A 20,440-nucleotide genomic window follows, 5' to 3' on the forward strand; every position below is an offset into this window, starting at 1 on the left:
CAGTGAGACCCAGGTCACGTCGCCCGGAGGAGCGCTCGACGACGGGCGGCGACGCCTCAGACGGGCGCGTCCGGGTCGATGCTGCGGGTCTCGCGACGCCGGTTGCGGGTGTCGAACCAGTCCTGGACGTAGACCTTCGGGAGGACCTTGGCGACCGCCAGGGTCACGTAGACGATGGTGTTGATCGCGACGAACGCCGCCAGCACGGCGACGACCTCGTTGCGCAGCAGGCTGTCGGGCAGCAGCAACCCCATGGGCACGACGGCCGCGATCACTGCGGCCACGTCAGAGCTCCATCCGGGCGCCCGCGCCGGTCTGCACGACGTGCTTCCAGGTCGCCTGCCGCGCCAGCGAGAGGTCCCAGACGCCCTTGACGTAGACCACGTTGAGGAACATCGCGTAGAAGAGCTCCGGGAAGAGGGTCAGGCCCAGCAGCCGGGCCTTCCAGCCACCTCGCCATACGGTGACGACGCGCTCGACGGTGAACACCAGGCCGATGCCGATCCAGAACGGGAACCAGACCCAGGTGGAGGTGGCCAGCACCATCAGCAGGATCAGGGTGAGGTAGGCGCCCAGGGCGATGACGCCGTACCCGATGCCGAGCTGCTGCATCCAGTAGCGGAACGTCTGCGGGCGCAGGCCGTAGGCGCCGAGGTTCTCCAGGGCTCCCCGCTGCCAGCGCAGCCGCTGCGCCCACAGGGCGCGCCAGGACGGCATCACCTCGGTGACCACGGTGCACTCGGCCGGGGAGATCATCAGGGCCCCGAGGGACTTCAACGCGATGGTCAGCTCGTTGTCCTCGGTCAGCGCGACCGTGTCGTAGACGTCGCCCGGCACCCCGGGGAGGGTGGCACCGCGCTCGTCCGCCACCGCGCGCAGGGCCCGGGGACGGAAGACCGAGGCGGTGCCGGTGAGCACGAACACGCGACCGCGGCGCCGGCGCAGGTCGCGCTGGTAGCGGGTGTACTCGTTGCGCTGGAACTGCCCGATCAGGCCCGCGCCGTCCTCGCCGTAGAAGAGCCCCCCGACCGCCATCAGCGCGCGGTCGTCGGTGAGCCGGCGGGCGGCGCCGGCGAGGAAGCCCTCGTCGAGGGTGGTGTCGGCGTCCATCACCATCACGCAGTCGTTGTCGCCCAGGCCGGGCAGGACCTCGCGCAGGGCCTGGTTGAGACCGCCGGCCTTCTTGTGGGTGTTGTCCACGGTCTCCAGGACGTCGACCCCGGCCTCCCGCGCCAGCCGCACCGTCGCGTCGGTGCAGTTGTCGGCCACGACCACGACGCGCGCCGGCGGCAGCGACTGGGAGAGCAGCGACGCGAGGGTCTCGGAGATGCACGCCTCCTCGTTGTGCGCCGGGATGAGGACGGTGATGGTCACCGGGCCGGCGTACACGCCGCGCGTCTCGGCCATGACGACCTTGGGTGCCAGCGGCATCCGGTCGGGGTCGTCGCTGCGGCGCGCCCTGGTGACCAGCCGGCGCTCGAGGGCGGCGACGCCCGCGGCCAGCAGCAGCGCCACGCCCACCGCGGCCAGCAGGACCCGCGGGGCGGGCATCTCGGTGTCGTAGAAGACGCGCCAGATCCCGAAGAGGACGCCCTCGTCGGGATCCTGCCCCCGCTGCGGGTCGCCGGCGGCGACCGCGACCCACAGGACGGCGGCGCCGAGCGTCGCCGTGCCGATGATGGCGAGGCCGACCGAGCGCTGCAACCAGCGCATCAGTCGCGGGCCACCTCGTCGGCGTGGTGCAGGCGCACGCCCGACTCCGGTGCGGCGGCGGGGACGGACGGCAGGAACCGGGCGACGAACTCGTCGTACGGCATCGGCTTGCCGATGAGGTAGCCCTGCGCGAAGTCCACGCCCTCGTCGCGGCACACCTGCAGGATCGCCGGCTCCGAGACGAACTCGGCCACGGTCTGCTTGCCGAGGTCGCGCGCGATGCCGACGATCGAGCGCATGATCGTGCGGTCGACCTGCGACTGGTGCACCTGGGCGACGAACTCGCCGTCGATCTTCACGTAGTCGAAGAGCAGGTGCTTGAGGTAGTAGAACGAGCCGAAGCCGGCACCGAAGTCGTCGAGGGCGAAGGCACAGCCCAGGTCGGTCATCCGCTCGGCGAACTCGCGGGCCAGCGCGACGTCGGCCACCGCGGCGGTCTCGGTGATCTCCAGGATGAGCGCGGACGGGTCCACGGCGTGACGCTCGAGGGAGGTCCGGATGGCGCTCTCGATGTCGGGGTGCCCGATGGAGTGCCCGGAGAGGTTGACCTCGAGCTCGAAGTCCGGGTCGTGCTGCCGCAGCCGGGCCAGCATGGCCAGGCTGTGCTCGACCACCCAGGCGTCGACCTGGGGCATGAGCCCGGTGCGCTCGGCGATGTAGACGAAGCGCGACGGTGGCACCAGCTCGTCCTCGTCCCGAAGCCGGAGCAGCACCTCCGCCGAGCTGATCCGGTCGTTCGAGAGGTTCATGATCGGCTGGAGGTGCAGCTCGAAGCGGTCGTGCTCGAGCGCCTCCTCGATGCGGCTCTGCCACTGCAGGCGGGCCGAGAACCTCGGGGTCCTGTTCTCGCCCTCCGGCAGGAGCGCGAGCTGGTTGCGGCCCGCCTCCTTGGCGTCGTACATGGTCATGTCCGCAAGCGCCAGGATGTCGGTCGCGTGCTCGCTGGCCGACTGGAAGGTCACGGCGCCGACGCTGGCGGTGACCCGGCGGCGTACGCCGTCCAGGGTGGCGGCAAGCTCGCGGACCCGGTCGACGACGTCGCGACCGACCCGCTCCGCCGCGGACTGGTCGCCGTCGGTCAGCAGCAGCGCGAACTCGTCGCCCCCGAGGCGGGCGACGACGTCGGTGTCGCGCACGGTCCGGCGCAGGATGCCGCCGATGGTGACCAGCAGCTGGTCGCCGGCGTTGTGGCCCAGGGTGTCGTTGACCTGCTTGAAGTTGTCGAGGTCCAGGAGCAGGACCGCCCCGGTGGCGCCGTAGCGCCGGCAGCGCTCGAGGTGCCGCTGGAGCTCGTTGTCGAAGCGGCGCCGGTTGGCCAGGCCCGTCAGCACGTCGTGGTCGACGAGGTGGGCGAGCCGGTCCTGGTAGCGCCGGCGCTCGGAGACGTCGACGACGTTGACCAGCACGATGTCGGGCTCGTTGGACCCGGGGCCGTGCAGCAGGCGGCTGCTGAGACCGACGTGGACGTCCTGCCCCCGGTAGTCACGCAGCACGCAGTCCGAGGCGCTGGAGCGCGAGACGTCCTCGAAGATGCGGGCCAGGTGGTCGGCGATCGCCGAGTCACCCGGGGGGCCCAGCTCGGTGAGCCACGTGTCCTCGAGCTCGTCGGGCGGCAGGCCGACGATACCGCACAGGGCGGCGTTGACGAACTGGATCCGCCCGGTGGTGTCCAGCACGGCGACCCCGTGGGGGGCGTCCAGGAACAGCCGCTCGCTCTGCTCGGTGGCCGTGCGCGCGGCCCGGGTCTCGCGCTCGAGGCGCATGACGATGCGCTGCACGACACGGCCCAGGACCACCGCGATGGCGACCAGCACGAAGGCGCGGCGCCAGTCCTCGACCGGGTAGCGGGGTGCGCCGACCAGCAGCACCGGACCCAGGATCGTGGCGCCCGCCAGGAAGCAGGCGACGTACAGCTCGCGCTCGGACCCGGTGATCGCCAGCCACAGGACGGGCACCAGGACCAGCACGGCCAGGCCGGAGGACTGGCCGCCGCCCGCATCCCGCACGAGCAGGACGAAGAGGAACGCGAGGTAGGCGGCCCCCGTGTCGATCCACGTGCGCTCGGCGCGTCGGCTGCTGGTGATCAGCATCGCCATGACCGCGAGGTAGACGAGGGTGGCGAGGACGAGGACGACCGGGGACACGTCGTACGGCGGCAGCAGCACCGCGAGCAGGCCGATCGCGCAGACGACGCCGAAGGGGCGCATCAACCGCAGCGACGGACGCCGACGGTCGAACCGGCTGCCGCTCATTTCCTGCACTGTCCCGAGACCCGACATGGTGCGACGACCCTAGCCCCTGTGTCGGCGCGGGGAACGGCGACGGCCCCGGTCGTGGACCGGGGCCCGTCGCGTGATGTCCGGTACGCCGCTCAGGCGCCGTCGTCGGCGAGCGCCTTGGCCACCCGGCGGTGCGCCTCCCAGATGGCCTCGGGCATCCGGTCGAACTGCTCGAGGTGCTCCTCGCGGTGGGCCATCTCCTGCTGCCAGCGGACGTTGTCGATGGACAGGATCGTCTCGAGGTCCTGCGGGCTGATGTCGACGCCCTCGAGGTTGAGCTCCTCCTCGGTCGGCACGATCCCGACGGGGGTCTCGCGTCCGGTGACCTCGCCGTTGCGGAGCTGGAGCAGCCACAGCAGCGGTCGCAGGTTGTCGCGGTAGCCGGGCCACAGGAAGTGGCCGTCGTCGGGGTCGCGCTGGAACCAGTTGACGTGGGCGAAGATCGGCTGGTCCGTGGCCGCGCCGACGACGTCGAGGTAGTGCTGTGCGTAGTCGCCCTCGCCGTAGGCCATGAAGGGCCGGTTGGACATCGGGTCGTAGCGCAGCACGCCCTCCGTGCCCTCGGCCGCCGCGGTCGCCTCGGCGCCCAGCGTCAGGCCGTCGTAGACGCCCTCGGCCAGGTCGTGGATGGCCCGGATCAGCGGCTCGCGGTCGCGGGTGCGGCCGCCGAAGATGATCGCGTCGATGGGCACGCCGGAGGAGGCGTCGAAGTCCTTCGCGATGTTCGGGACATTGGTCAGCGTCGTCGTGAAGCGGCTGTTGGGGTGCGCCCACGGCGAGGAGTCGCTGTCCTTGCGGTCGGCCAGCGGGGAGCCGGTCCAGTCGAGCCAGCCGTGCACCGGCGATGGCGGGGACGGGGTGCGGCCCTCCCACCAGACCTCGCCGGTCGTCGGGTTGTAGGCGACGTTGGTGAAGATCGCGTGGGTGCCTGGGTCGACGGAGTGCAGCGCGGTCGGGTTGGTGCGCTCGTTGGTGTCCTTGGCGACGCCGAAGACGCCGTACTCGGGGTTCATCCCCATCAGCCGACCGGACTCCTCGTCGACCCACAGCCACGCGATGTCGTCGCCGTAGAAGGACACGTGGTAGCGCTCGCCCAGCACGTCGGGGGCCAGCATCATCGCCAGGTTGGTCTTGCCCGAGGCACTCGGGAAGCCACCGCAGATGTGGTAGTCCTTGCCGGTCTCGTTGTCGTGGATGCCGATGAGCATGTACTGCTCGGCGAGGAACTTCTTGCTGGCCCACCCGTCGTACGCGCCCTGGCGCAGCCCGTGGGCGATCTTGCCGAGGAGGGCGTTGCCGCCGTACGACGAGCCGAAGTGCAGGATCGTGCGCTCGTCGGCGACGGTGACGAAGTAGCGCTGGTCGTCGTCGGTGCCCTGGCCGAGGTTCTCCAGGTCGCCGGTCACGTGGACGGCGCGCACGAAGTGGTCGGGGTCCTCGAGCTCGTCGAGGAAGTGCGGCGCCACGCGCGCCATCCGGATCATGTGGAGCACGACCGGGCGCGAGTCGGTGAGCTCGACGCCGGCGGCCCACGGGGCGAGCTCGTTGCCGGGGGGCGACATCAGGTAGGGGATGACGTACATCGTCTTGCCGGCACTCGCCCCGCGCATCCGCTCGTGCAGCAGCGGCTTCATCTCCGAGGCGGGGCGCCAGTTGTTGTAGACGCCCTTGTCCTTCTCGTGGTTCGTCGCGACGATCGTGCGCTCCTCGGAGCGGGCGGTGTCCTTGTAGTAGCTGCGCGAGTAGTAGCGGCCCTCGCCGGCAGCCTTCAGCTCGCCCGCGGCGAGCGCCTCCTGGATCAGGCGCGCGTCGTCGGCGGCACCGACGACCTCGATCCGGTCGGCGCCGGTGAGCTCGGCGTACTCCGCCACGAACTCGCGGACCTTGGGGTTGCGGAGCCCCGCGGCGTCCAGGGCTGCCTCGACATCTGCCATCAGAACTGTGCCTCTCGTGAGGTGGACCGGGAGCGTCTCGCCCGCCCCGGCCGCGCGACGTGCCGACACCATAACGATGGTCCCGGGATTGGAACGCTCCACTTCCGGAGACCTCCTCCAATTGGGGTCCGGCGGACCCGGAGGGGTGTGATTTCGGGATGTCGGTGGGGGTCCGCTATCCTCATCCGGTCGCGCCGTTCGCAGCACGACGGGCGCCTGTAGCTCAACGGATAGAGCATCTGACTACGGATCAGAAGGTTTGGGGTTCGAATCCCTACAGGCGCGCAGAACGAGAAAGCCGCAGGTCAGCCCGCTGACCTGCGGTTTTGTCGTTCCCGACCGCGGATGCTCCCCTCGACCTCAGGAGGCCGCCCGGTCCGGGTGGTGCAGGAATGGTGCAGGAACCCCGCCGGGCACCGTTATCTCGGCGCGGCAGTCTTCGGACATGTCCCAGCACCCTCATTTCGTCGGCGGTCGCAGCCCCGATGTATCTGGCACAGGGCTGGTCATGACCCAGACACCGATTCTCCTGACCAGCCGCGAGACCGCCGCCATCCTGCGGGTCAGCATGTCCACCATCGATCGCATGCTCCGGCGCGGGGAACTCCCCCACGTGAAGATGAACTACGCGACGCGCATCCTGCGCCGTGACGTCGATGCCTACATCGAGTCCCGTCGCGTGGAGCGGCGAGGGGAGGGCGCGGCATGAGCCGCCCCCGCCAGGACCCGGCCCAGGCGACACCGACGCCGTACCAGGGCAAGGACGGCCTCTGGCACGTCTATGTCCCGATGGGCTGGCACCCCGACGGCCGTCCCGACCGCAAGCACCTCCGGCGCAAGACCCGCCGGGAGGTCATCCAGGCGCAGCGGCGACTCGAGGCGCAGCGCGACCGAGGCGAGTACATCCACTCGAGCCAGGACACGACCCTCGGCTGGTGGGCGACCCACTGGCTCGACGACATCCTCCCGCTGGCCGGGCGCAAGGCCAAGACCATCGACGGCTACCGGTCCACGCTCCGGGTTCACGTCCTGCCCCATCTCGCCGGGATGAAGTTGAGCGCGCTGACCGCGGAGGTCATCCGCAGTCGCCTCATCGAGATGAAGCGCGCGGGCGCCAGCGCGCACACCGTCGCCGCCACCCACCGCGTCCTGCGATCCTGCCTGTCGGCCGCCGTGGACTCCGGCCGCCTGGCGGTGAACCCGGCGAAGAAGGTCCAGGTCGAGAAGCCCCCTGAGGTCGAGGTGGTGCCTCTCACCGTCGACGACGCGACGTGCATCCTCCGGACCGTCGCCGACCGTCGCAACGGCGCCCGCTGGAGCGTCGCCCTGTCCCTGGGACTCCGGCAGGGCGAAGCGCTCGGGCTGAAGTGGGCCGACCTGGACCTCGAGGCCGAGACCGTGGTCGTACGTCGCGCCCTACGCCGCGAGACCGGCCGCCACGGCTGCCAGCCCGACGACGAAGGCCAGCCCACGTGTTGGACCAAGCAGGGAGGCCGTTGTCCCGAGCGGACCCAGGGTGGCCTCGTCACCCGCACCCCGAAGAACAACAGGTCACGCACCATTCCGCTGCCGCCCGGCCTGGGTTCCCTCCTCCGGGCCCACAAGGCGGCGCAGGCCGCCGAACGCCTCCAGGCGGGCTTCCTGTGGAGCGACGAGGACTGGATCTTCGCCACCGAGTTCGGCGCACCCATCGATCCCCGCCGCGACTGGGCCGAGTGGAAGGAGGTGCTGCGTCTTGCCGGCGTTCGTGACGCCCGCGTCCACGACGCGCGCCACACCGCGGCCACCCTGCTCCTCGCCAACGGCGTCGACACCCGGACGCTCATGGACCTCATGGGCTGGACCGAGCACCGGACCGCCCAGCGCTACGCCCACGTCATCGACCCGATGCGCCGAGAGGCGATGGCGCGGATGGGCGACGTGTTGTTTGGCCAAGCGGAGTGAGGGCAAGGTCAGATTCTGTTCACGCGTCTCCTCAGTTCAGGCGTTCTCGCCCGCGAGCAGCGCGTCCACGGCAAACTTCGCCGAGACGTCGGCACCACCTCGGGGAGAGTTCACATGAGCGAAGTTCAGACGGCGAGTACGGACGTGCTCAAGGGCGTGATCGTGAACTATCCAAGCGCCATCCCGACAAAGCAGTGGTTGGTGAGCAATCTGTTGTGGGCGGAGCGGTTGGGCAGCATCTGGCCCACCCACATTCCGGTAGCTCGTAATGCGCGCGAGCGCGAGACGCTGAACGACATCCGTCGGCTGATGGAGACTGAGCCTGACCTCTTCACGCCGTTCCATGTCGCAGCGAGCGCCGATCAGTTGATCGACGAGCTCACCCGTTACCTGGAAGTCGATGAGACCAAGCGCAGGGAGTGGTTGACCGAGAACGACTTGGATGATGTGTCTGTCGGCAAGGCCCGGAAACGCGAGGCCGACCCGGAGCTGTTCTTCTACGTCAACAAGATGCCTCCGGACGTTGTCGACGCGTTGCTGGAGAGCGGAATCGCGCATCAGCCTGCTGGTAAACACGCCATCGAGCTGCGCGACAAGGATCACGCCGATGTGCTGATGAGCTTGCTCGCAAAGTACGCCCAGCCGAGCACCGGAGATATGGACTCCGCCGTGGTCCTCGATGCGGCGACGCCCACTGCACTTGGCGTCGCTGCGGCGCCGACCGATCAGTCGCCCGTGGCACCAGCGCTTCGAGTCGAAATCCCAGCCATCCGCGCGGCGAATGACGACGTCAGTATCGACAGGCTTCTCGATTTTCGAACCAGTTCGAAGGGGGGCCGCCTACGCCGGGAGTACGTTCAGGTCACATCCCATCGCTTGCAAGAATTGCGAGACGCGCCAGTAGACGACGCGACTCACCTCAAAGAAGTCGTTCGGTCGATCAGGCAGGACGTGGTTGGGACGCGAGACCAGTTGGCAGGGGGCCTGACCGCTGCCGGCATTGCGACGGCGGTCGCAAGCACAGCAGGAATGATTCTCCCCGTCGCAGTCAGTCCCCAAGACTTCTCATCCTGGGCTGGTCTGGCCCTCTCATCAGCGGCAAAGGGCTTGGGCTTCACTCACAGCCGGGTGACAGCGTCACCGAAGGATGACTACATGAGGACGATCTACCGCAAGTCACTTGTCAGGTGATGGTTGCCGCACCCATCGTCGCGCCGCGATCCCGCCGCCAAGACGTCCCCGCCTGCGATCTCCGCAAGCTGTGAGGGCTGACTACACACCGTTGCGTCGCGTGGTGGCGCTCCTGGAGGAGCTGACGCGCGTGCACCGCGAGTCGCGCGGGCACGGAGCGCTGACCGACCGTGAACTCATGGCTCGCGTACCGGCGTACGGCACTGGAGCGCACGCGGAGCGCACTCTGCGCAACGACAAGCGCGCGTTGCGGGACCGGGGCCTGGTGGTGACCAACGTCCCGCTTGAGCGGGAGCAGTACCTCAAAGGCATCAAGCGCGCGCCGCTGCTCGAGAAGGCGCCCGAGTGGCATTTGACGCTGGAGGAGCACAACGCCCTGCGGGCGGTTCGCGAGGACTTGCGGCGGCGCTCCGTCCCAGTTGGCCCCACCGAGACGAAGGCGCCATCACGACGCGGCAACCGAGTCGATGAGGCATTGCGAATCGTGCGCCTGCTGGAGGAGCACGAGGACCTGGTGGAGGTCGAGGTCGTGGCCGCCTGCTTCGGCGTCGGCGTTCAGCAGGCCCGCCGGTGGCTTTCGGAGCTCGCGGACGGCTTCGACCCGGTCGGGCTCGAGTACGGACGCGACGCCGACGACGTCGCTGCCCAGGACATCACCGGGGCACGGCTACGCCGGACCTCGGCGGACTGGCAACAACCCCTCGCCGGCACAGGGTCCGACCTCCTCGGCCTGTTCCCATACTCCCGCACGGAGGTCGAGGAGCGACTGGCACTGCTCGAGGAGTACGGCGACGCCGTCGAACGCGGTCAGGTCGCCCAACCGGTCAGTCGGGCCGTGCTCGACCGGGTGGCGTGGAAGCTCACCGCCTGGCGCGACCACCTGACGGCCGCGACGTGAATGTTCCGACCCGAGCCGTAGACCTGTCCTCACACGGCTCGTTCGGAGCCACAACGACAGGAATCGCCATGGACCACCACGCCACCCTCCGTCGCCTTGCCGATCTCATCCTGGTTGCGGCCGAGCACGACGTGGCAGCCGCCCAGCGCGTCGCCGCGCATGCGGTTGCCATCACCATGCAGCGCGGCGGCGCGACGGTGCACCTGGGCGAGTACGCCGGGCACGCATCCGCGGAGGTGTTGGGTCGCGACGGACGCCGGATGGTCATCGTCCCTCTCTTCGACTGGGCCCCCGGAGACGACGTTCCTGGCCGCTGGGAGTACGCCGTACGCGACGCCGATGGCACCCTCATGGCCCGCCCCGACGGGGACGACGCTCACGGCTGCGCCGACATCTGGCACGTCGCCGACCACGGCCTCGATCTCGGGTCCGGGACTGATGAACAGCACCACATGCAGCACCTCATGGGCGACCTGCTCGGGTGGTGCCTTGTCCTGGGCGAGAACGACCCGCCCGGCCGGGTCACCCCCGGCCAACGGGCCACCGAATACGCACTCGACCCCTACCCCGGCCAGCGGCCGTACGGCTCCTTCGTCATCGACCGCGACGCCCGCTGCTGGCAGGTCAGGGTCGATGAGAGCCGCGCCAGTGGATGGGCGGTCGAGGCCGCCGGCGGGGCCGTTTGCCTCGACGCCTGGCTCCGCGACCAGGGCGCGATCCCACTCTCGGCCCGCGTGCCGTTGCTCGGCTACGGCTCCAACGCCTCCCCCGGCAAAGTCGTCGCCAACGGCACTCCCCTGCCGTCGGTACACCTGGCGTGCACTATGGAGGACCTCGCATCGGTGTGGTGCGTCGGGGACACCCGAGCCGCCCGGACCCCGGTCACTCTGGACGTCGTGCCCGGCCACGTCGAGCAGGCCCTGGTGATGATGTGCGACCTGGACGAGATGGCGCGTCTCGACCAGGTCGAGGGCCGCAACAGCCAGTGGTACGACCTGGTGCTGCTTGAGTCGGGACGTGTTGTTCTCGAGAACGGCGCCCACCTGCCACGACCGGCGGTGTACGTCGGTGGCCGGGCGGAGCGGTGCCCGATGCGCCTCGCCGGCCGGCCCGTACTGCGGGTCGACCTCGACCACGACCAGGTTCGCGCGCTTCGCACCCATGTGACACCAACGTCTGTGGAGCCCGCGAGCCTCGGCCCGGTTGTACCGGTCGGCGTCTATCCACACCCGGGCGACTGCGTGCCGCACCTCTTCGTCTACGGCACCCTCAAACCGGGCCACGAGCGCTGGCCGCTGCTCGCGGACTACGTGGTGGCTGAGCCGGTCGACGCGACCGTGGCCGGCGACCTTCGCGACACCGGATACGGGTGGCCTGCCCTCAACGCCGGCACCGGCTGTGCCTCTGGTGTCTTGCTTCGCGCCGAGATCGCCGCCATGAGGCAACTCCTCGCCACTCTCGACGAGGTCGAGGGCCTGACGGCCGGTCTGTTCTGCCGGCAGGCGCGAGCAGTAGGTGGCCAGGTCGCCTGGGTCTATGTCGCAGGTTCGTGCGCCGGCGTCGGGGCGCGCCTCGACTCCTGGCCACTCGGCAGGCCAAAGGTCAGTAGTAGCTGATGCTCAGGTCTCTCGTCCCTCCGAGCGTGGGCTCGGGGGTAGAGCAAGCGATCGTTGCGCCTTGCCGGGCCATCACCTCCGAGCTCGGATATTTGTCGTAGAGAGCGTTGAGTCGCCGCTGTGCCTCGTCATCGTTGGGCTCGTGCAGCAACTGCTCGGCCACCGCTACACGCACAGCGTTGGAGAATCCCAAGGACAAGGCGTCAACGCGCAGGGAGACGACGATGCCGGTTGAGGCATCGACGAGAACCGTGCGCATGGCGATCTGCCCGTCGGGTCCACCGGCCGGCCACGCGCGGTCCTCCTCCCGGTGCCGATGGATCTGAAACGGAGAGTCGCACCACGGCAGGTCACCAAAGCGGTACGCGAGCACCAGGAGGTGCGGCGACTCATCGATGAGCGCAAACTCGGCCGGCCCCGCCTGGTGTGCAGCCCGCTCCATGGGATCTGGGTCAGGCCAGAACCGGACCAGTTCGTGGAGATTCCTCCCGAGGCGTACAGCCTCGCGACTCTCGAACCGCGTGAGCGGCGGATCGTAGAGCTCTCCTACTGCGAGCACGTGCATGGTGGGTCTGACTCCTGTTCGCGAGCTGGATGGCGCTCAGAAGAGATACCGGTCGCGGAACCTCTGCTCGGTGTCGCGCGCGTGGAGGACATGAGCATCAAGAAGCGACTCGAGAGTGACATGCCTGAAGGTGGAGGTGTCCTCCAGCGCGTCCATGTAGCGCTCGGCCAGTCGGGCGAAGGAGGTGTTGCCCTCCGGGTAGACGAGGACATAGGTCCCCAACGTCCGGGGGCGTTCCTCGTCCTGCAGCATCGCGAGCAGCAGGAGGTGGTCGCGCCACACCTGTTGCAGCTCGGTGCCGAGAATGCGCTTCCTCCAGTCTGGCTTGAACGCCTGGGACTTCTCGGCGATCTCCGTGTAGCGGGGCAGTCGCGTCACCGCATTCGGTTCGGACTCCGTGACGGCGTGCTCGTGGTACTTCGTCTCGATCCCGATGACGGTCCGAGACGCGCCGCCCGGCTCACCGAAGAACAGCGCTACGTCGAACGCCGTACCGTCCCCGGTGTAGCGGGCGTCGTGACGGCCGGGGGACCACTCGAACTTGACGGCTTGCCCCTCTTCCTGCACGTTCCACAGCGCCTTGCCAGCGGCGGTGAGACGCTCAGGATCGTTGTGCAGCTCGCCGTACAGGTTGAAGCACATCGGCATCGAGGAGAGGAGGTGGTTGAGAAGCCTGGGTTCCTGAAGCTGCTGCGAAGTCTGTCGCTGATCCTCATGCAACCTGTGCTTGACGGCTTCGACGATTCGCGGGGAGAGAAAGTTGGCGTAGGCATTGCCATCCTCCTCCTTGAGGACGGAGCCGTTCTTGTTTTCCGGCGGGTGCTCCCCGAAGTCGAGACCCTGCTGGGCTCGCCACATGGCCTGACGGCGCCGGGCTTGCCGCTTGAACGCCGTCATCTCCGGATCCCCGGGCGCGCGGTCCCACTCCGGCTTCAGGCGCCCCAGCAGTTCTGCACTCAACTCCATGGCTCGACCGTACGGCTTCGGAGGTCCGCCTGGCGGCAGCTTCGATCCTGTGCCGAGGACTGCTCGCCACACAAACCGATGAACGCGCCCAGCTCCAGCAACCCGTCGACACTCGACGGCATGTAGGCCGTGAGCGAGGCCGACCGAATGACGATCGCCTTCCACTGAGCCCTCGATACGGCGACGTTGACCCGGTTGCGGCTGAGTAGAAAGCCCATTCCGCGGGGCACGTCACCGTGCGAGGAAGCCGTCATCGAGACGATCGCGATCGGCGCCTCTTGACCTTGGAACTTGTCGACCGTTCCGACCCTCACGTCTCCGAGGCCCGCCTCCTTAAGACTGGCGCGGATCAGCGTCACCTGTGCGTTGTAGGGCGCCACGACCATGAAGTCGCGCTGGTCGAGAGGGCGCGGCGTGGACGGATCGTCCGGATCGGTCCAGCCCGCACCGAGCTGGGCTCGCACCTGCGCGACGACCTCGGCAGCCTCCTCGGGAGAGGCCGTCTGATTGCCTGCATGCTGAACCGTCACGACCTGCAGTCCGGGCTGGACGCCTTCGAGGGAACGCTCCGAGGCGGTCGACGCAGCGTGCAACCGACCCTCGTAGGACAGCATCGAGACACGCTCACACAGCGCCGGGTGCATCCGGTACGACTCGGCGAGGAAGTAGCCCCGGTCCTCGGGCAGTATGCGGTGTCCATCCAGGAGCCACCCGAGCGCTGAGGTGTCGACCGGCTCGGCATGGGTGCCTTGGCTCACCTGGGGCAGCTGCTGTGGATCGCCCAGCAAGAGGAGCCGCTGGGCGGCGACCGAGACCGCGATGGTCGGAGCGAGGGAGAATTGCCCGGCCTCGTCGATGACCAGGAGGTCGAGGCTCTGTCGAGGCACCGTGTTGTCGTTGGCGAAGTCCCAGGCCGTTCCCCCGATGACGCAGCCCGCCGCGACGTGCTCGTCGAGGAACTTCGGCACGTTCTTCAAGCTGGTCCAGGCCGGGTCGGCCTTCTCGACCTTCGCCTTGCCGACCAGCGTCGGGTCGAGGCCCGCCTTGACGATGCCGTCGAGCATGTTCTCCACGACGGCGTGCGACTGTGCCACGACGCCGATCCGCCAGCCGTGCTGCTCGACCAAGCACTTGATCACCCGGGAGCCGGCGTACGTCTTGCCCGTCCCGGGCGGCCCCTGGACCGCGACGTAGGAGTCGTCCATGCCGGCCAGAGCCTCGACTACGTTGGTGATGGTCGCTTCGTGGCGCGGGAGCGGGCGCCCACCGCGAAGCCGCGGTGCACGTCGCGCCAAGATGTCCATTGCGGCAGAGCTCGGCGGCGCACCCGCGGTGACGACGTCCTGACCGACCTCCTTGATGGCGTCCTCGAGCTTGCCGACGGGAGGCGGGCTGCCGGGCAGCAACGCCACCGGGAGGCCGGGGAAGGTGTCCTCCGACTTGCGGCTCTCGGTCAGCAACACCACCCGCGTGTCTGCGTCGTCGGGCTTCACTGCGGCGCTGTCGCAGGCAGCGTACGGAGCGCGTTCCGGACCGTGCGACTTCGACGGTGCGGGAGTCGCGTAGGCGACCTTGGCGCCCGAGCCGTTCTTGCTGCCTGGGGTCCACTCACCCACCAGGCGCACGACCCGGCGAGCGTTCTTGGCCTTCCCTGCGGGCACGTGCCAGTCGGAGACCACCTCGGCCGACTCGACCACGAACACGTCACGGGCGCCGGCCCAGTCGCCGATCGGGTGCGTCAGGCGCTCGAAGTGCTCCCACCAGAACTGCTTGTTCTCGCGCCGAAAGTAGTCGAGGGACGTCGCGAGCATCGCGCACGCCTGCTCGGGAGCAGTGCGCTTGTTGCGCACCTCCGACCCGGACAGCTCCATCAAGCCGAGGAATACCGGGTCCTTGACCGTCAGCTCCTCACCCTCGACGGCGTTGGTGCGGGGCTGGATCAGGTGGCGCACGCCCACGTCCTCGGCTCGCGCCAGCAGCCAGTCGCGAAGGCGCAGGGTCGAGAGGCAGTCGTACTCGTTGTAGTCGACCAGGGCTGCCAACCGCTTCGCTGCCGCGGGCGGGTCTTCGCTCCGCCACGTGCGGAACTCGTGATAGGCCACGACCGAGGCGCCTCCGTCGGAGACGGCGTCGTCGTTGTCGGAGCGCAGCTCGTCGCCCATGTAGAGGGGCTCGAGCTTCTTGATGCTGTACGAGGGGGCCGAGACTCGGACCGAAGCTCGCACCGTGGCGTAGAGATCGACGAACACCTCGGAGCGCAGGAGGTCATCGAGCTCCTTCTCGCACGTCTGGTAGCGCATCGCGAGACGCTTGAGCGCCGCCGTCTCGTAGGGCGCGTAGTGATAGATGTGCATGTCCGGATCGATTGCTCGGCGCTTGGCCACCAGCTCCATGAACTCCACGAACGCCGCTCGTTCCTGAGCCCAGTCGTGGGCCCAGATCGGCGTGTAGTCGTCGTCGGTGCCGAGCACGCCCCAGAGGTACTCCAGCCCCACGCGCGCGGGGTCTCCCTCGTCGTAGAGCGGGTCGCCCTCGAAGTCGAAGAAGAGGTCGCCCGCCGACGGTGCCGGCAGTCGGGTGAGGGCTTCTGCCGCGCCGTCAAGCAGCTCGAACTCGACGGGCGCTCCCTCACCGGCGTGTCGTTGGCTCCACTGGATCGCGGCCTGCGCGCGCAGCTTGTCGAACGTGGCCTGGGCCATGTCGCCGGGCCTGGACGTCGCTGCGGCGAGGTCGCCCATGGTCAGGATGCCCGCAGCCCTCAGCTTGCGACGCTGGTCCATGCGCAGGCCGGCCACCAGCACCAGGTCGTCGGCCTGCCCGGCCGCGTCACGGCACTCGGCGCACCCGCCGCAGGCGAGGATCCCGTTCGCCCCCCACTCGGCCGGCTGACCCCCGGCGCCGTGCGTGCCGAGGAGCTCGCGCAGCCGCTCTCGCCGCTCGGAGAAGACCGGCAGCACGTCGCTGAGCTGGAACTCCACACGTTCGCCGTTGCCCAGCAGCAGCGCAACTCTGGAAGAGACGGGCAACCCCAGCGTACGCATCTGTTCGGCGTAGGCACCGAGCTGCAGCAATGCCTGAGGCTTGGCCTGACGCGCGAGCTTGGCGTCGCAGACGCGCCACCCGTCGTCGGCTCGCTCGACGAAGTCGGCGTAGCCGAAGAACTCTCCGTCCGAGAAGGCGGCCTGGTAGACGACTGGGGCGCCGGAGCGCAGCGCCTCGAGAGTGTCGTCCCTCGCAGCCTGCAGCTTGGCCGCAGTGTGCGTCCCTTGAACGCGGGGCATCTGAACCACATCCCCGGATGCCAGGTACTCCGCGAGCAAGCGTTCCTCGTGCACGTCCCCCAGTGCGGCGATGTGCCGCATCAGCGGATCCTCGGGCGTTTCGAGCGCGGCAGCCCAGCCCAGCTTGTGGTCGAGCGTGCGCAGGACGGCGTACTCGCACGCGGCAGCTGCGGTCAGGTCGGAGGCACTCCAGTGGAGTGCTCCATCGACGATGAACACGACGGTTCCCCTCAGTAGCCGAAGATGTGGACGGCACGCACGTTCGTGTAGTTCGCGGCGGCGTAGAAGGATCCCAACCGCTTGGAGACCGAGGCGAACTCCTTCTTCGGACTCATCGTGTCGTTGTGCTTCAGCGCCTGCGGCACCATGAGAAACAAGTAGTGGGCCTGGGTGCACACGTGCGTCTTCCAGAGGTCCAACAGATCCATGTTGTTCGTTGTCGTCTTGCCGCGCTCGACCTCCATGAGGATCCCGGTGTCCCCCAGTGAGAGGTAGTAGTCGGGGCGGAGGAACTTGTTGTCGTACTCCTTGAACAGGCCCTTCGCCTCGCTGACGAACCCCAACTCCTGCGCGAACGGCAGGAAGGTGGCCTGCACCTGCGAGCTGCTGATGCCCGGCAGGTTGGCGCGTGCCATCAGTTGGCGTGCCCCCGGCGTGTTCAGGTGGTCGAGCAGCGAGTCGCTGATCGCCTGGACCTTCTCGTACTCGGGTGTGCCAAGCCAGCCGTCCTGTACGTACTCGGTTCTCAGCGTCGGCATGTCTTGCCACCTCGTCATTCCATAAGTCGGTTCCATCGATTCAACCCGCAATTCCCTTGGCAGACAGCCGATTCAGCGCATTGCGCAAGCCCCGGTTGGGGGGCGCTGCCGGCAGGACCCCACACACCGCCGGTAGCGCGTCCTTGAGCTCCACGCCGCGCAGCATGGAGTAGACGATCGCGACCGTTGGCGTGCGCGAGTGGGCGGCGACGCAGTGCAGCAGCACGGTCTTGCCCTCGTCGCGCAGGTCGGCCACGAGCCGGGCAGCGTCCATCAGGACGAAGTCGAGGTTGGGGTTCTGCTCCGGCTCCGCCTGATCCATCAGTCGGAAGTTGATGTGCTCGACGACGGCGGGCACCTGGGTCCGCCCGGTCAGGCAGAGGCTGACGACGACGTCGACCTCGTCGGGGACCGCGTCCAGCACGGTTGCGCCGGAGATCAGCACGCCGTCGTCGTGCGGGTGCGTGGCGAGCGCGGGCAGGCCGTACTGCAGGTGGGTGTAGTCGATGTGGTCGACCAGCGGCCAGCCGTACTTGCCGGCTGCGCCGTGGTGGACGGCGAGGAAGGCTAGGTGCTCGAGGTCGCGGGCGCGCAATCCGGGCCAGCCGTGGAGCACGCGGCGCCACGTCGCCGGTACGGCGCTCATGCCCCACCGCGCGCCGAGGAGAGCGCCAGCGATCGCGGCGACGGTGTCGGTGTCGTGCCCGATGCGGATCGCGGTGGTGATCGAGTCGACGAGGTGGCCGCAGGCGTGGCCGCCGGTCGGCACGGGGGTGTGGGTGATCGCGGACCACGCCGCCTGGAGGGCGCCGACAGCCCAGCCGTTGCGCGTGAAGGACGACGGCGGCTTGGTCTCGGCCTCGAGCAGCAGCCCGCGCCACGTGTTCCCGTTGGGCACCCATGGCGCGATGTCGTCGTACGTCGGGAGCTCGCCGTTGAGCACCGCGTGGCGGATCATCAGGCACCAGACGGCGCATGCCTGCTGGGCGATGTCCTGGTGGTGGGTGAGGGCGCTGATCGCCATCGCGGCCTCGACGAGGCCCTCGGGGTCGTCGAGGTAGGCGAGAGCGACCGGGCCGGTGCGCATGAGGGAGCCGTTGCCGGCGCTGCGCCCGGAGCGCTCGTGCACGACGCGTGCGGCCTCGGCCATCTCGGCACCGGTCGGGTTGCGCCCGGCGCGGCTGAGGACGGCGGAGGTCTGGATGCCGACGTCGGCGGGGCCGCCGGCGTACCAGTCGGCGAAGCCCTTCGCGATCTGCGTGAGCGCCTCGGGCGTGCGTAGGTCGACGCCGGTGGCGGCGACCCGGGCGATGGCTACTGCTTGGGAGGTGTCGTCGGTCCACTCGCCGGGAGCGAAGTTGCCGAGGCCGCCGCCGATCATGGTGGGCACGAGGTCGGGTAACACGTGGGCGAACTCGTAGCCGGCGCCGAGGGCGTCCCCAGCGGCTGCTGCGATGAGCACGCCGCAGGCGCGGTCGGCCTGGGCGGGTGTGAGTCGGATGGGCATGGTGGCTTCTCTCATCGGGCGGCGAGGATGCGGTTGGCGACCTTCACCACGCGGTCCCGGCTGGGGAGCGTCGCGGTGTCGGTCATGGGGAGGTCACGGGCGGCGACGATCAACGAGGACTCGATGGCCAAGGTGCGTCGGTGGGTCGCCAGCAGGGCGTGGAGGCGGACCCGAGCGGTGCCGCCGGTGATGTGGCGGCGTACGACGGCCTCGGGGCAGTTGGGGTTGCGCAGGATGCCGATGATCTCGTCGTCCACCCCGTTGGCAGTGAGCTCCAGCCAGCCTGCGGGCAGGCAGCGCAGCGCGGCGTACTCCCCTCCGCTCTTGCCCTGCCACCTGGCGCGTGCGCGCCCTCCCACGGCGGCGAGCTGCAGCTCTTTGCCGGTGAGGTCCTTCCGTCCGGACAGGACTCGGATCTCCCACGCCGACGGCTTCGCGTCGAGCACGGCCCGCGCTGTAGCCACGGGCAGCGCGGGGTCGCGCATGACGTCCCACTGGAAGCGCGACTTGCGCAGGAAGTCGACCGAGCAGTCCTCGCGGTAGAGCATCGCGAGCTCAGCGAGGCGGTCCTCGCGCGGCAGCCCGGCCTCGAGCAGCTCGGCGAACGTGACGAGCGGGCCGGCGACCGCTGCCGCCAGGCGCGCACCCGACGCCGTCCGGAGCGTCTCGAGCAGGCGCTCCTTGCGTGCCCGCGCTACGGCAATCGTCGAAGCCTTGGGTACGGCGTTGCCACTGCTCGGCATGACGGGCTCCATGCTGCTGGCGAACGAAGCGAATCTGTCGTTCACGTGCATCACGCCACCCGCCCGCCGACGCGCAGGGCTAGGTCGTCACGGGTGGCCGTCATCGTCGCAAGGAAGACGTCGACCATCGCGTCGAGGTGCCCGGGAGCGAACGGCAGTGCGGGGATGACGATGTGCTGCCACACCGTGCGCTCGCGCATCGACCACTTCACCAGCGGGTTGTCGCGGTTGAGCAGGCCGATGTCCACCGCAGTGGCGCGGCGGGAGTACACGCCGTGGACGACGCGGGCGAAGATCTCGACTGCCGGCATGTCATCGCGGGCCCGCAGCCAGACCGGCTGGTCCAGGTGCGTGAGCACGACGTCTCCGTCGTCGTCGACGGTGGGCTCCTCGTCGTACTTGGCGTGGAGCGTCATGCGGATCATCGCCAGCAGGTCGTCGCGGTCCTCGGGCTGCAGGACCATCGGCTCGAAGGGCTGCTCGACGGGCACGTCCTCGCTCGCGCTCAGCCCGAGCTCCGCTGCCCCGTCGGCGTTGCGCCCCCAGGCTCGGTAGGTCAGGAACTGCGGGTGGGCGACCCCGAACGCCTGGCGCAGTGAGGCGACCACGAGGGCCGCGATGTTCCTCGCGTCCTCGACCGGGCGCTCGACGTACCAATTGGGCTCGTCCTCCTCGTTGCCGCTCCACCCCATCGTCCGGAGCGACTCGCACCATTCGTCGGTCAGGACGTACGCCGGCGCGAGGTAGACGTTGCCGCTGAGCTCGGCGCGCACCATCCCTGGGCCGAAGCCCGCGAACTGCGCGTAGGGCCGCGTGCCGTCGTCGTCGCCCTCGGGCAGCTCGACGATGAGGTGGTCGCTCTCGTCGCGCATCCGGGGCAGCTGCGCGGTCAGGCCGTGGGCCAGGTCGTTCCACGCCTTGTCGAGCTCGTGGTCGGAGCTCTCGGTGTGGGCAGTCTCGCCGCCCTGGTGCCGGTCGTTCATGGCATTCCCCTTTAGCACTCTGCTGTCTCTAAACATTAACACGCGCATCGCGCTAATGTCTG

16 protein-coding genes and 1 tRNA gene are annotated in these 20,440 nt (G+C 69.1%); 6 read left to right on the plus strand and 11 right to left on the minus strand.

Annotated features, from left to right (window positions below; translation table 11 throughout):
- Positions 1–56: 56 nt before the first annotated feature.
- From ASG94_RS08530 to ASG94_RS08545, 4 genes are all read right to left on the minus strand, one after another.
- Positions 57–284 (minus strand): hypothetical protein, encoded by a 228-nt coding sequence (locus tag ASG94_RS08530; RefSeq protein WP_200958036.1) that lies wholly within the window; start codon positions 282–284, stop codon positions 57–59.
- Position 285: 1 nt separating this feature from the next.
- Positions 286–1,713: a glycosyltransferase gene (locus ASG94_RS08535; protein ID WP_056925841.1), complete on the minus strand. Its 1,428-nt coding sequence runs from the start codon at positions 1,711–1,713 to the stop codon at positions 286–288.
- Entirely contained in the window at positions 1,713–3,965 is a 2,253-nt protein-coding gene (locus ASG94_RS08540; protein ID WP_056925842.1) for a putative bifunctional diguanylate cyclase/phosphodiesterase, read from the minus strand. The genes ASG94_RS08535 and ASG94_RS08540 overlap by 1 nt, the downstream gene beginning before the upstream one ends.
- A 119-nt stretch (positions 3,966–4,084) precedes the next feature.
- A complete protein-coding gene (locus ASG94_RS08545) occupies positions 4,085–5,926 on the minus strand; it encodes a phosphoenolpyruvate carboxykinase (GTP) (RefSeq protein WP_056925843.1) in 1,842 nt (613 codons plus the stop codon).
- Positions 5,927–6,138: 212 nt separating this feature from the next.
- Between ASG94_RS08545 and ASG94_RS08550 the strand changes: the two genes are divergently transcribed.
- From ASG94_RS08550 to ASG94_RS08575, 6 genes are all read left to right on the plus strand, one after another.
- A tRNA-Arg gene (locus ASG94_RS08550) sits at positions 6,139–6,211 on the plus strand.
- A 223-nt stretch (positions 6,212–6,434) separates the two neighbouring features.
- A complete protein-coding gene (locus tag ASG94_RS08555) occupies positions 6,435–6,635 on the plus strand; it encodes a helix-turn-helix domain-containing protein (RefSeq protein WP_056925844.1) in 201 nt (66 codons plus the stop codon).
- Positions 6,632–7,870 (plus strand): tyrosine-type recombinase/integrase, encoded by a 1,239-nt coding sequence (locus ASG94_RS08560; RefSeq protein WP_056925845.1) that lies wholly within the window; start codon positions 6,632–6,634, stop codon positions 7,868–7,870. The genes ASG94_RS08555 and ASG94_RS08560 overlap by 4 nt, the downstream gene beginning before the upstream one ends.
- A 114-nt stretch (positions 7,871–7,984) precedes the next feature.
- Positions 7,985–9,061, plus strand: coding sequence for a hypothetical protein (locus ASG94_RS08565; protein ID WP_056925846.1), 1,077 nt, complete (start codon positions 7,985–7,987; stop codon positions 9,059–9,061).
- Positions 9,062–9,164: 103 nt separating this feature from the next.
- Positions 9,165–9,959: a hypothetical protein gene (locus ASG94_RS08570; RefSeq protein WP_156411464.1), complete on the plus strand. Its 795-nt coding sequence runs from the start codon at positions 9,165–9,167 to the stop codon at positions 9,957–9,959.
- Positions 9,960–10,027: 68 nt separating this feature from the next.
- Positions 10,028–11,575, plus strand: a complete 1,548-nt coding sequence (locus tag ASG94_RS08575) for a gamma-glutamylcyclotransferase family protein (RefSeq protein WP_056925848.1) — start codon at positions 10,028–10,030, stop codon at positions 11,573–11,575.
- Here the strand turns inward: ASG94_RS08575 and ASG94_RS08580 are convergent.
- The 7 genes from ASG94_RS08580 to ASG94_RS08610 are packed head-to-tail and all read right to left on the minus strand — an operon-like array spanning position 11,562 to position 20,378.
- Complete coding sequence (locus tag ASG94_RS08580; RefSeq protein ID WP_056925849.1) at positions 11,562–12,140, minus strand: hypothetical protein; 579 nt, start codon at positions 12,138–12,140, stop codon at positions 11,562–11,564. The genes ASG94_RS08575 and ASG94_RS08580 overlap by 14 nt on opposite strands.
- A gap of 36 nt (positions 12,141–12,176) precedes the next feature.
- On the minus strand, positions 12,177–13,106 hold the full coding sequence (locus tag ASG94_RS08585; RefSeq protein WP_056925850.1) for a PGN_0703 family putative restriction endonuclease: 930 nt from the start codon (positions 13,104–13,106) through the stop codon (positions 12,177–12,179).
- Positions 13,097–16,606 carry a TM0106 family RecB-like putative nuclease gene (locus ASG94_RS08590; RefSeq protein WP_056925851.1) on the minus strand — a complete coding sequence of 1,170 codons (3,510 nt, stop codon included), beginning with the start codon at positions 16,604–16,606 and terminating at the stop codon, positions 13,097–13,099. The genes ASG94_RS08585 and ASG94_RS08590 overlap by 10 nt, the downstream gene beginning before the upstream one ends.
- A gap of 11 nt (positions 16,607–16,617) precedes the next feature.
- A complete protein-coding gene (locus ASG94_RS08595) occupies positions 16,618–17,145 on the minus strand; it encodes a hypothetical protein (RefSeq protein ID WP_156411465.1) in 528 nt (175 codons plus the stop codon).
- Positions 17,146–17,185: 40 nt separating this feature from the next.
- A complete protein-coding gene (locus ASG94_RS08600) occupies positions 17,186–18,652 on the minus strand; it encodes an ADP-ribosylglycohydrolase family protein (protein WP_056925853.1) in 1,467 nt (488 codons plus the stop codon).
- A gap of 11 nt (positions 18,653–18,663) precedes the next feature.
- Entirely contained in the window at positions 18,664–19,440 is a 777-nt protein-coding gene (locus tag ASG94_RS08605; protein ID WP_156411466.1) for a hypothetical protein, read from the minus strand.
- A 5-nt stretch (positions 19,441–19,445) separates the two neighbouring features.
- Positions 19,446–20,378 (minus strand): TY-Chap domain-containing protein, encoded by a 933-nt coding sequence (locus ASG94_RS08610; protein ID WP_056925855.1) that lies wholly within the window; start codon positions 20,376–20,378, stop codon positions 19,446–19,448.
- Positions 20,379–20,440 lie beyond the last annotated feature (62 nt).

It is taken from the genome of Nocardioides sp. Soil805 (assembly GCF_001429625.1).
Classification (GTDB): domain Bacteria; phylum Actinomycetota; class Actinomycetes; order Propionibacteriales; family Nocardioidaceae; genus Nocardioides.

Excerpts from the sequence above, each read along its gene's own strand:
- ASG94_RS08595 (WP_156411465.1), bottom strand. The coding sequence starts at position 17,145 with ATGCCGACGCTGAGAACCGAGTACGTACAGGACGGCTGGCTTGGCACA.
- ASG94_RS08565 (WP_056925846.1), top strand. The coding sequence starts at position 7,985 with ATGAGCGAAGTTCAGACGGCGAGTACGGACGTGCTCAAGGGCGTGATC.
- ASG94_RS08560 (WP_056925845.1), top strand. The coding sequence starts at position 6,632 with ATGAGCCGCCCCCGCCAGGACCCGGCCCAGGCGACACCGACGCCGTAC.
- ASG94_RS08540 (WP_056925842.1), bottom strand. The coding sequence starts at position 3,965 with ATGAGCGGCAGCCGGTTCGACCGTCGGCGTCCGTCGCTGCGGTTGATG.
- ASG94_RS08610 (WP_056925855.1), bottom strand. The coding sequence starts at position 20,378 with ATGAACGACCGGCACCAGGGCGGCGAGACTGCCCACACCGAGAGCTCC.
- ASG94_RS08535 (WP_056925841.1), bottom strand. The coding sequence starts at position 1,713 with ATGCGCTGGTTGCAGCGCTCGGTCGGCCTCGCCATCATCGGCACGGCG.
- ASG94_RS08555 (WP_056925844.1), top strand. The coding sequence starts at position 6,435 with ATGACCCAGACACCGATTCTCCTGACCAGCCGCGAGACCGCCGCCATC.
- ASG94_RS08600 (WP_056925853.1), bottom strand. The coding sequence starts at position 18,652 with ATGCCCATCCGACTCACACCCGCCCAGGCCGACCGCGCCTGCGGCGTG.
- ASG94_RS08575 (WP_056925848.1), top strand. The coding sequence starts at position 10,028 with ATGGACCACCACGCCACCCTCCGTCGCCTTGCCGATCTCATCCTGGTT.
- ASG94_RS08580 (WP_056925849.1), bottom strand. The coding sequence starts at position 12,140 with ATGCACGTGCTCGCAGTAGGAGAGCTCTACGATCCGCCGCTCACGCGG.
- ASG94_RS08545 (WP_056925843.1), bottom strand. The coding sequence starts at position 5,926 with ATGGCAGATGTCGAGGCAGCCCTGGACGCCGCGGGGCTCCGCAACCCC.
- ASG94_RS08585 (WP_056925850.1), bottom strand. The coding sequence starts at position 13,106 with ATGGAGTTGAGTGCAGAACTGCTGGGGCGCCTGAAGCCGGAGTGGGAC.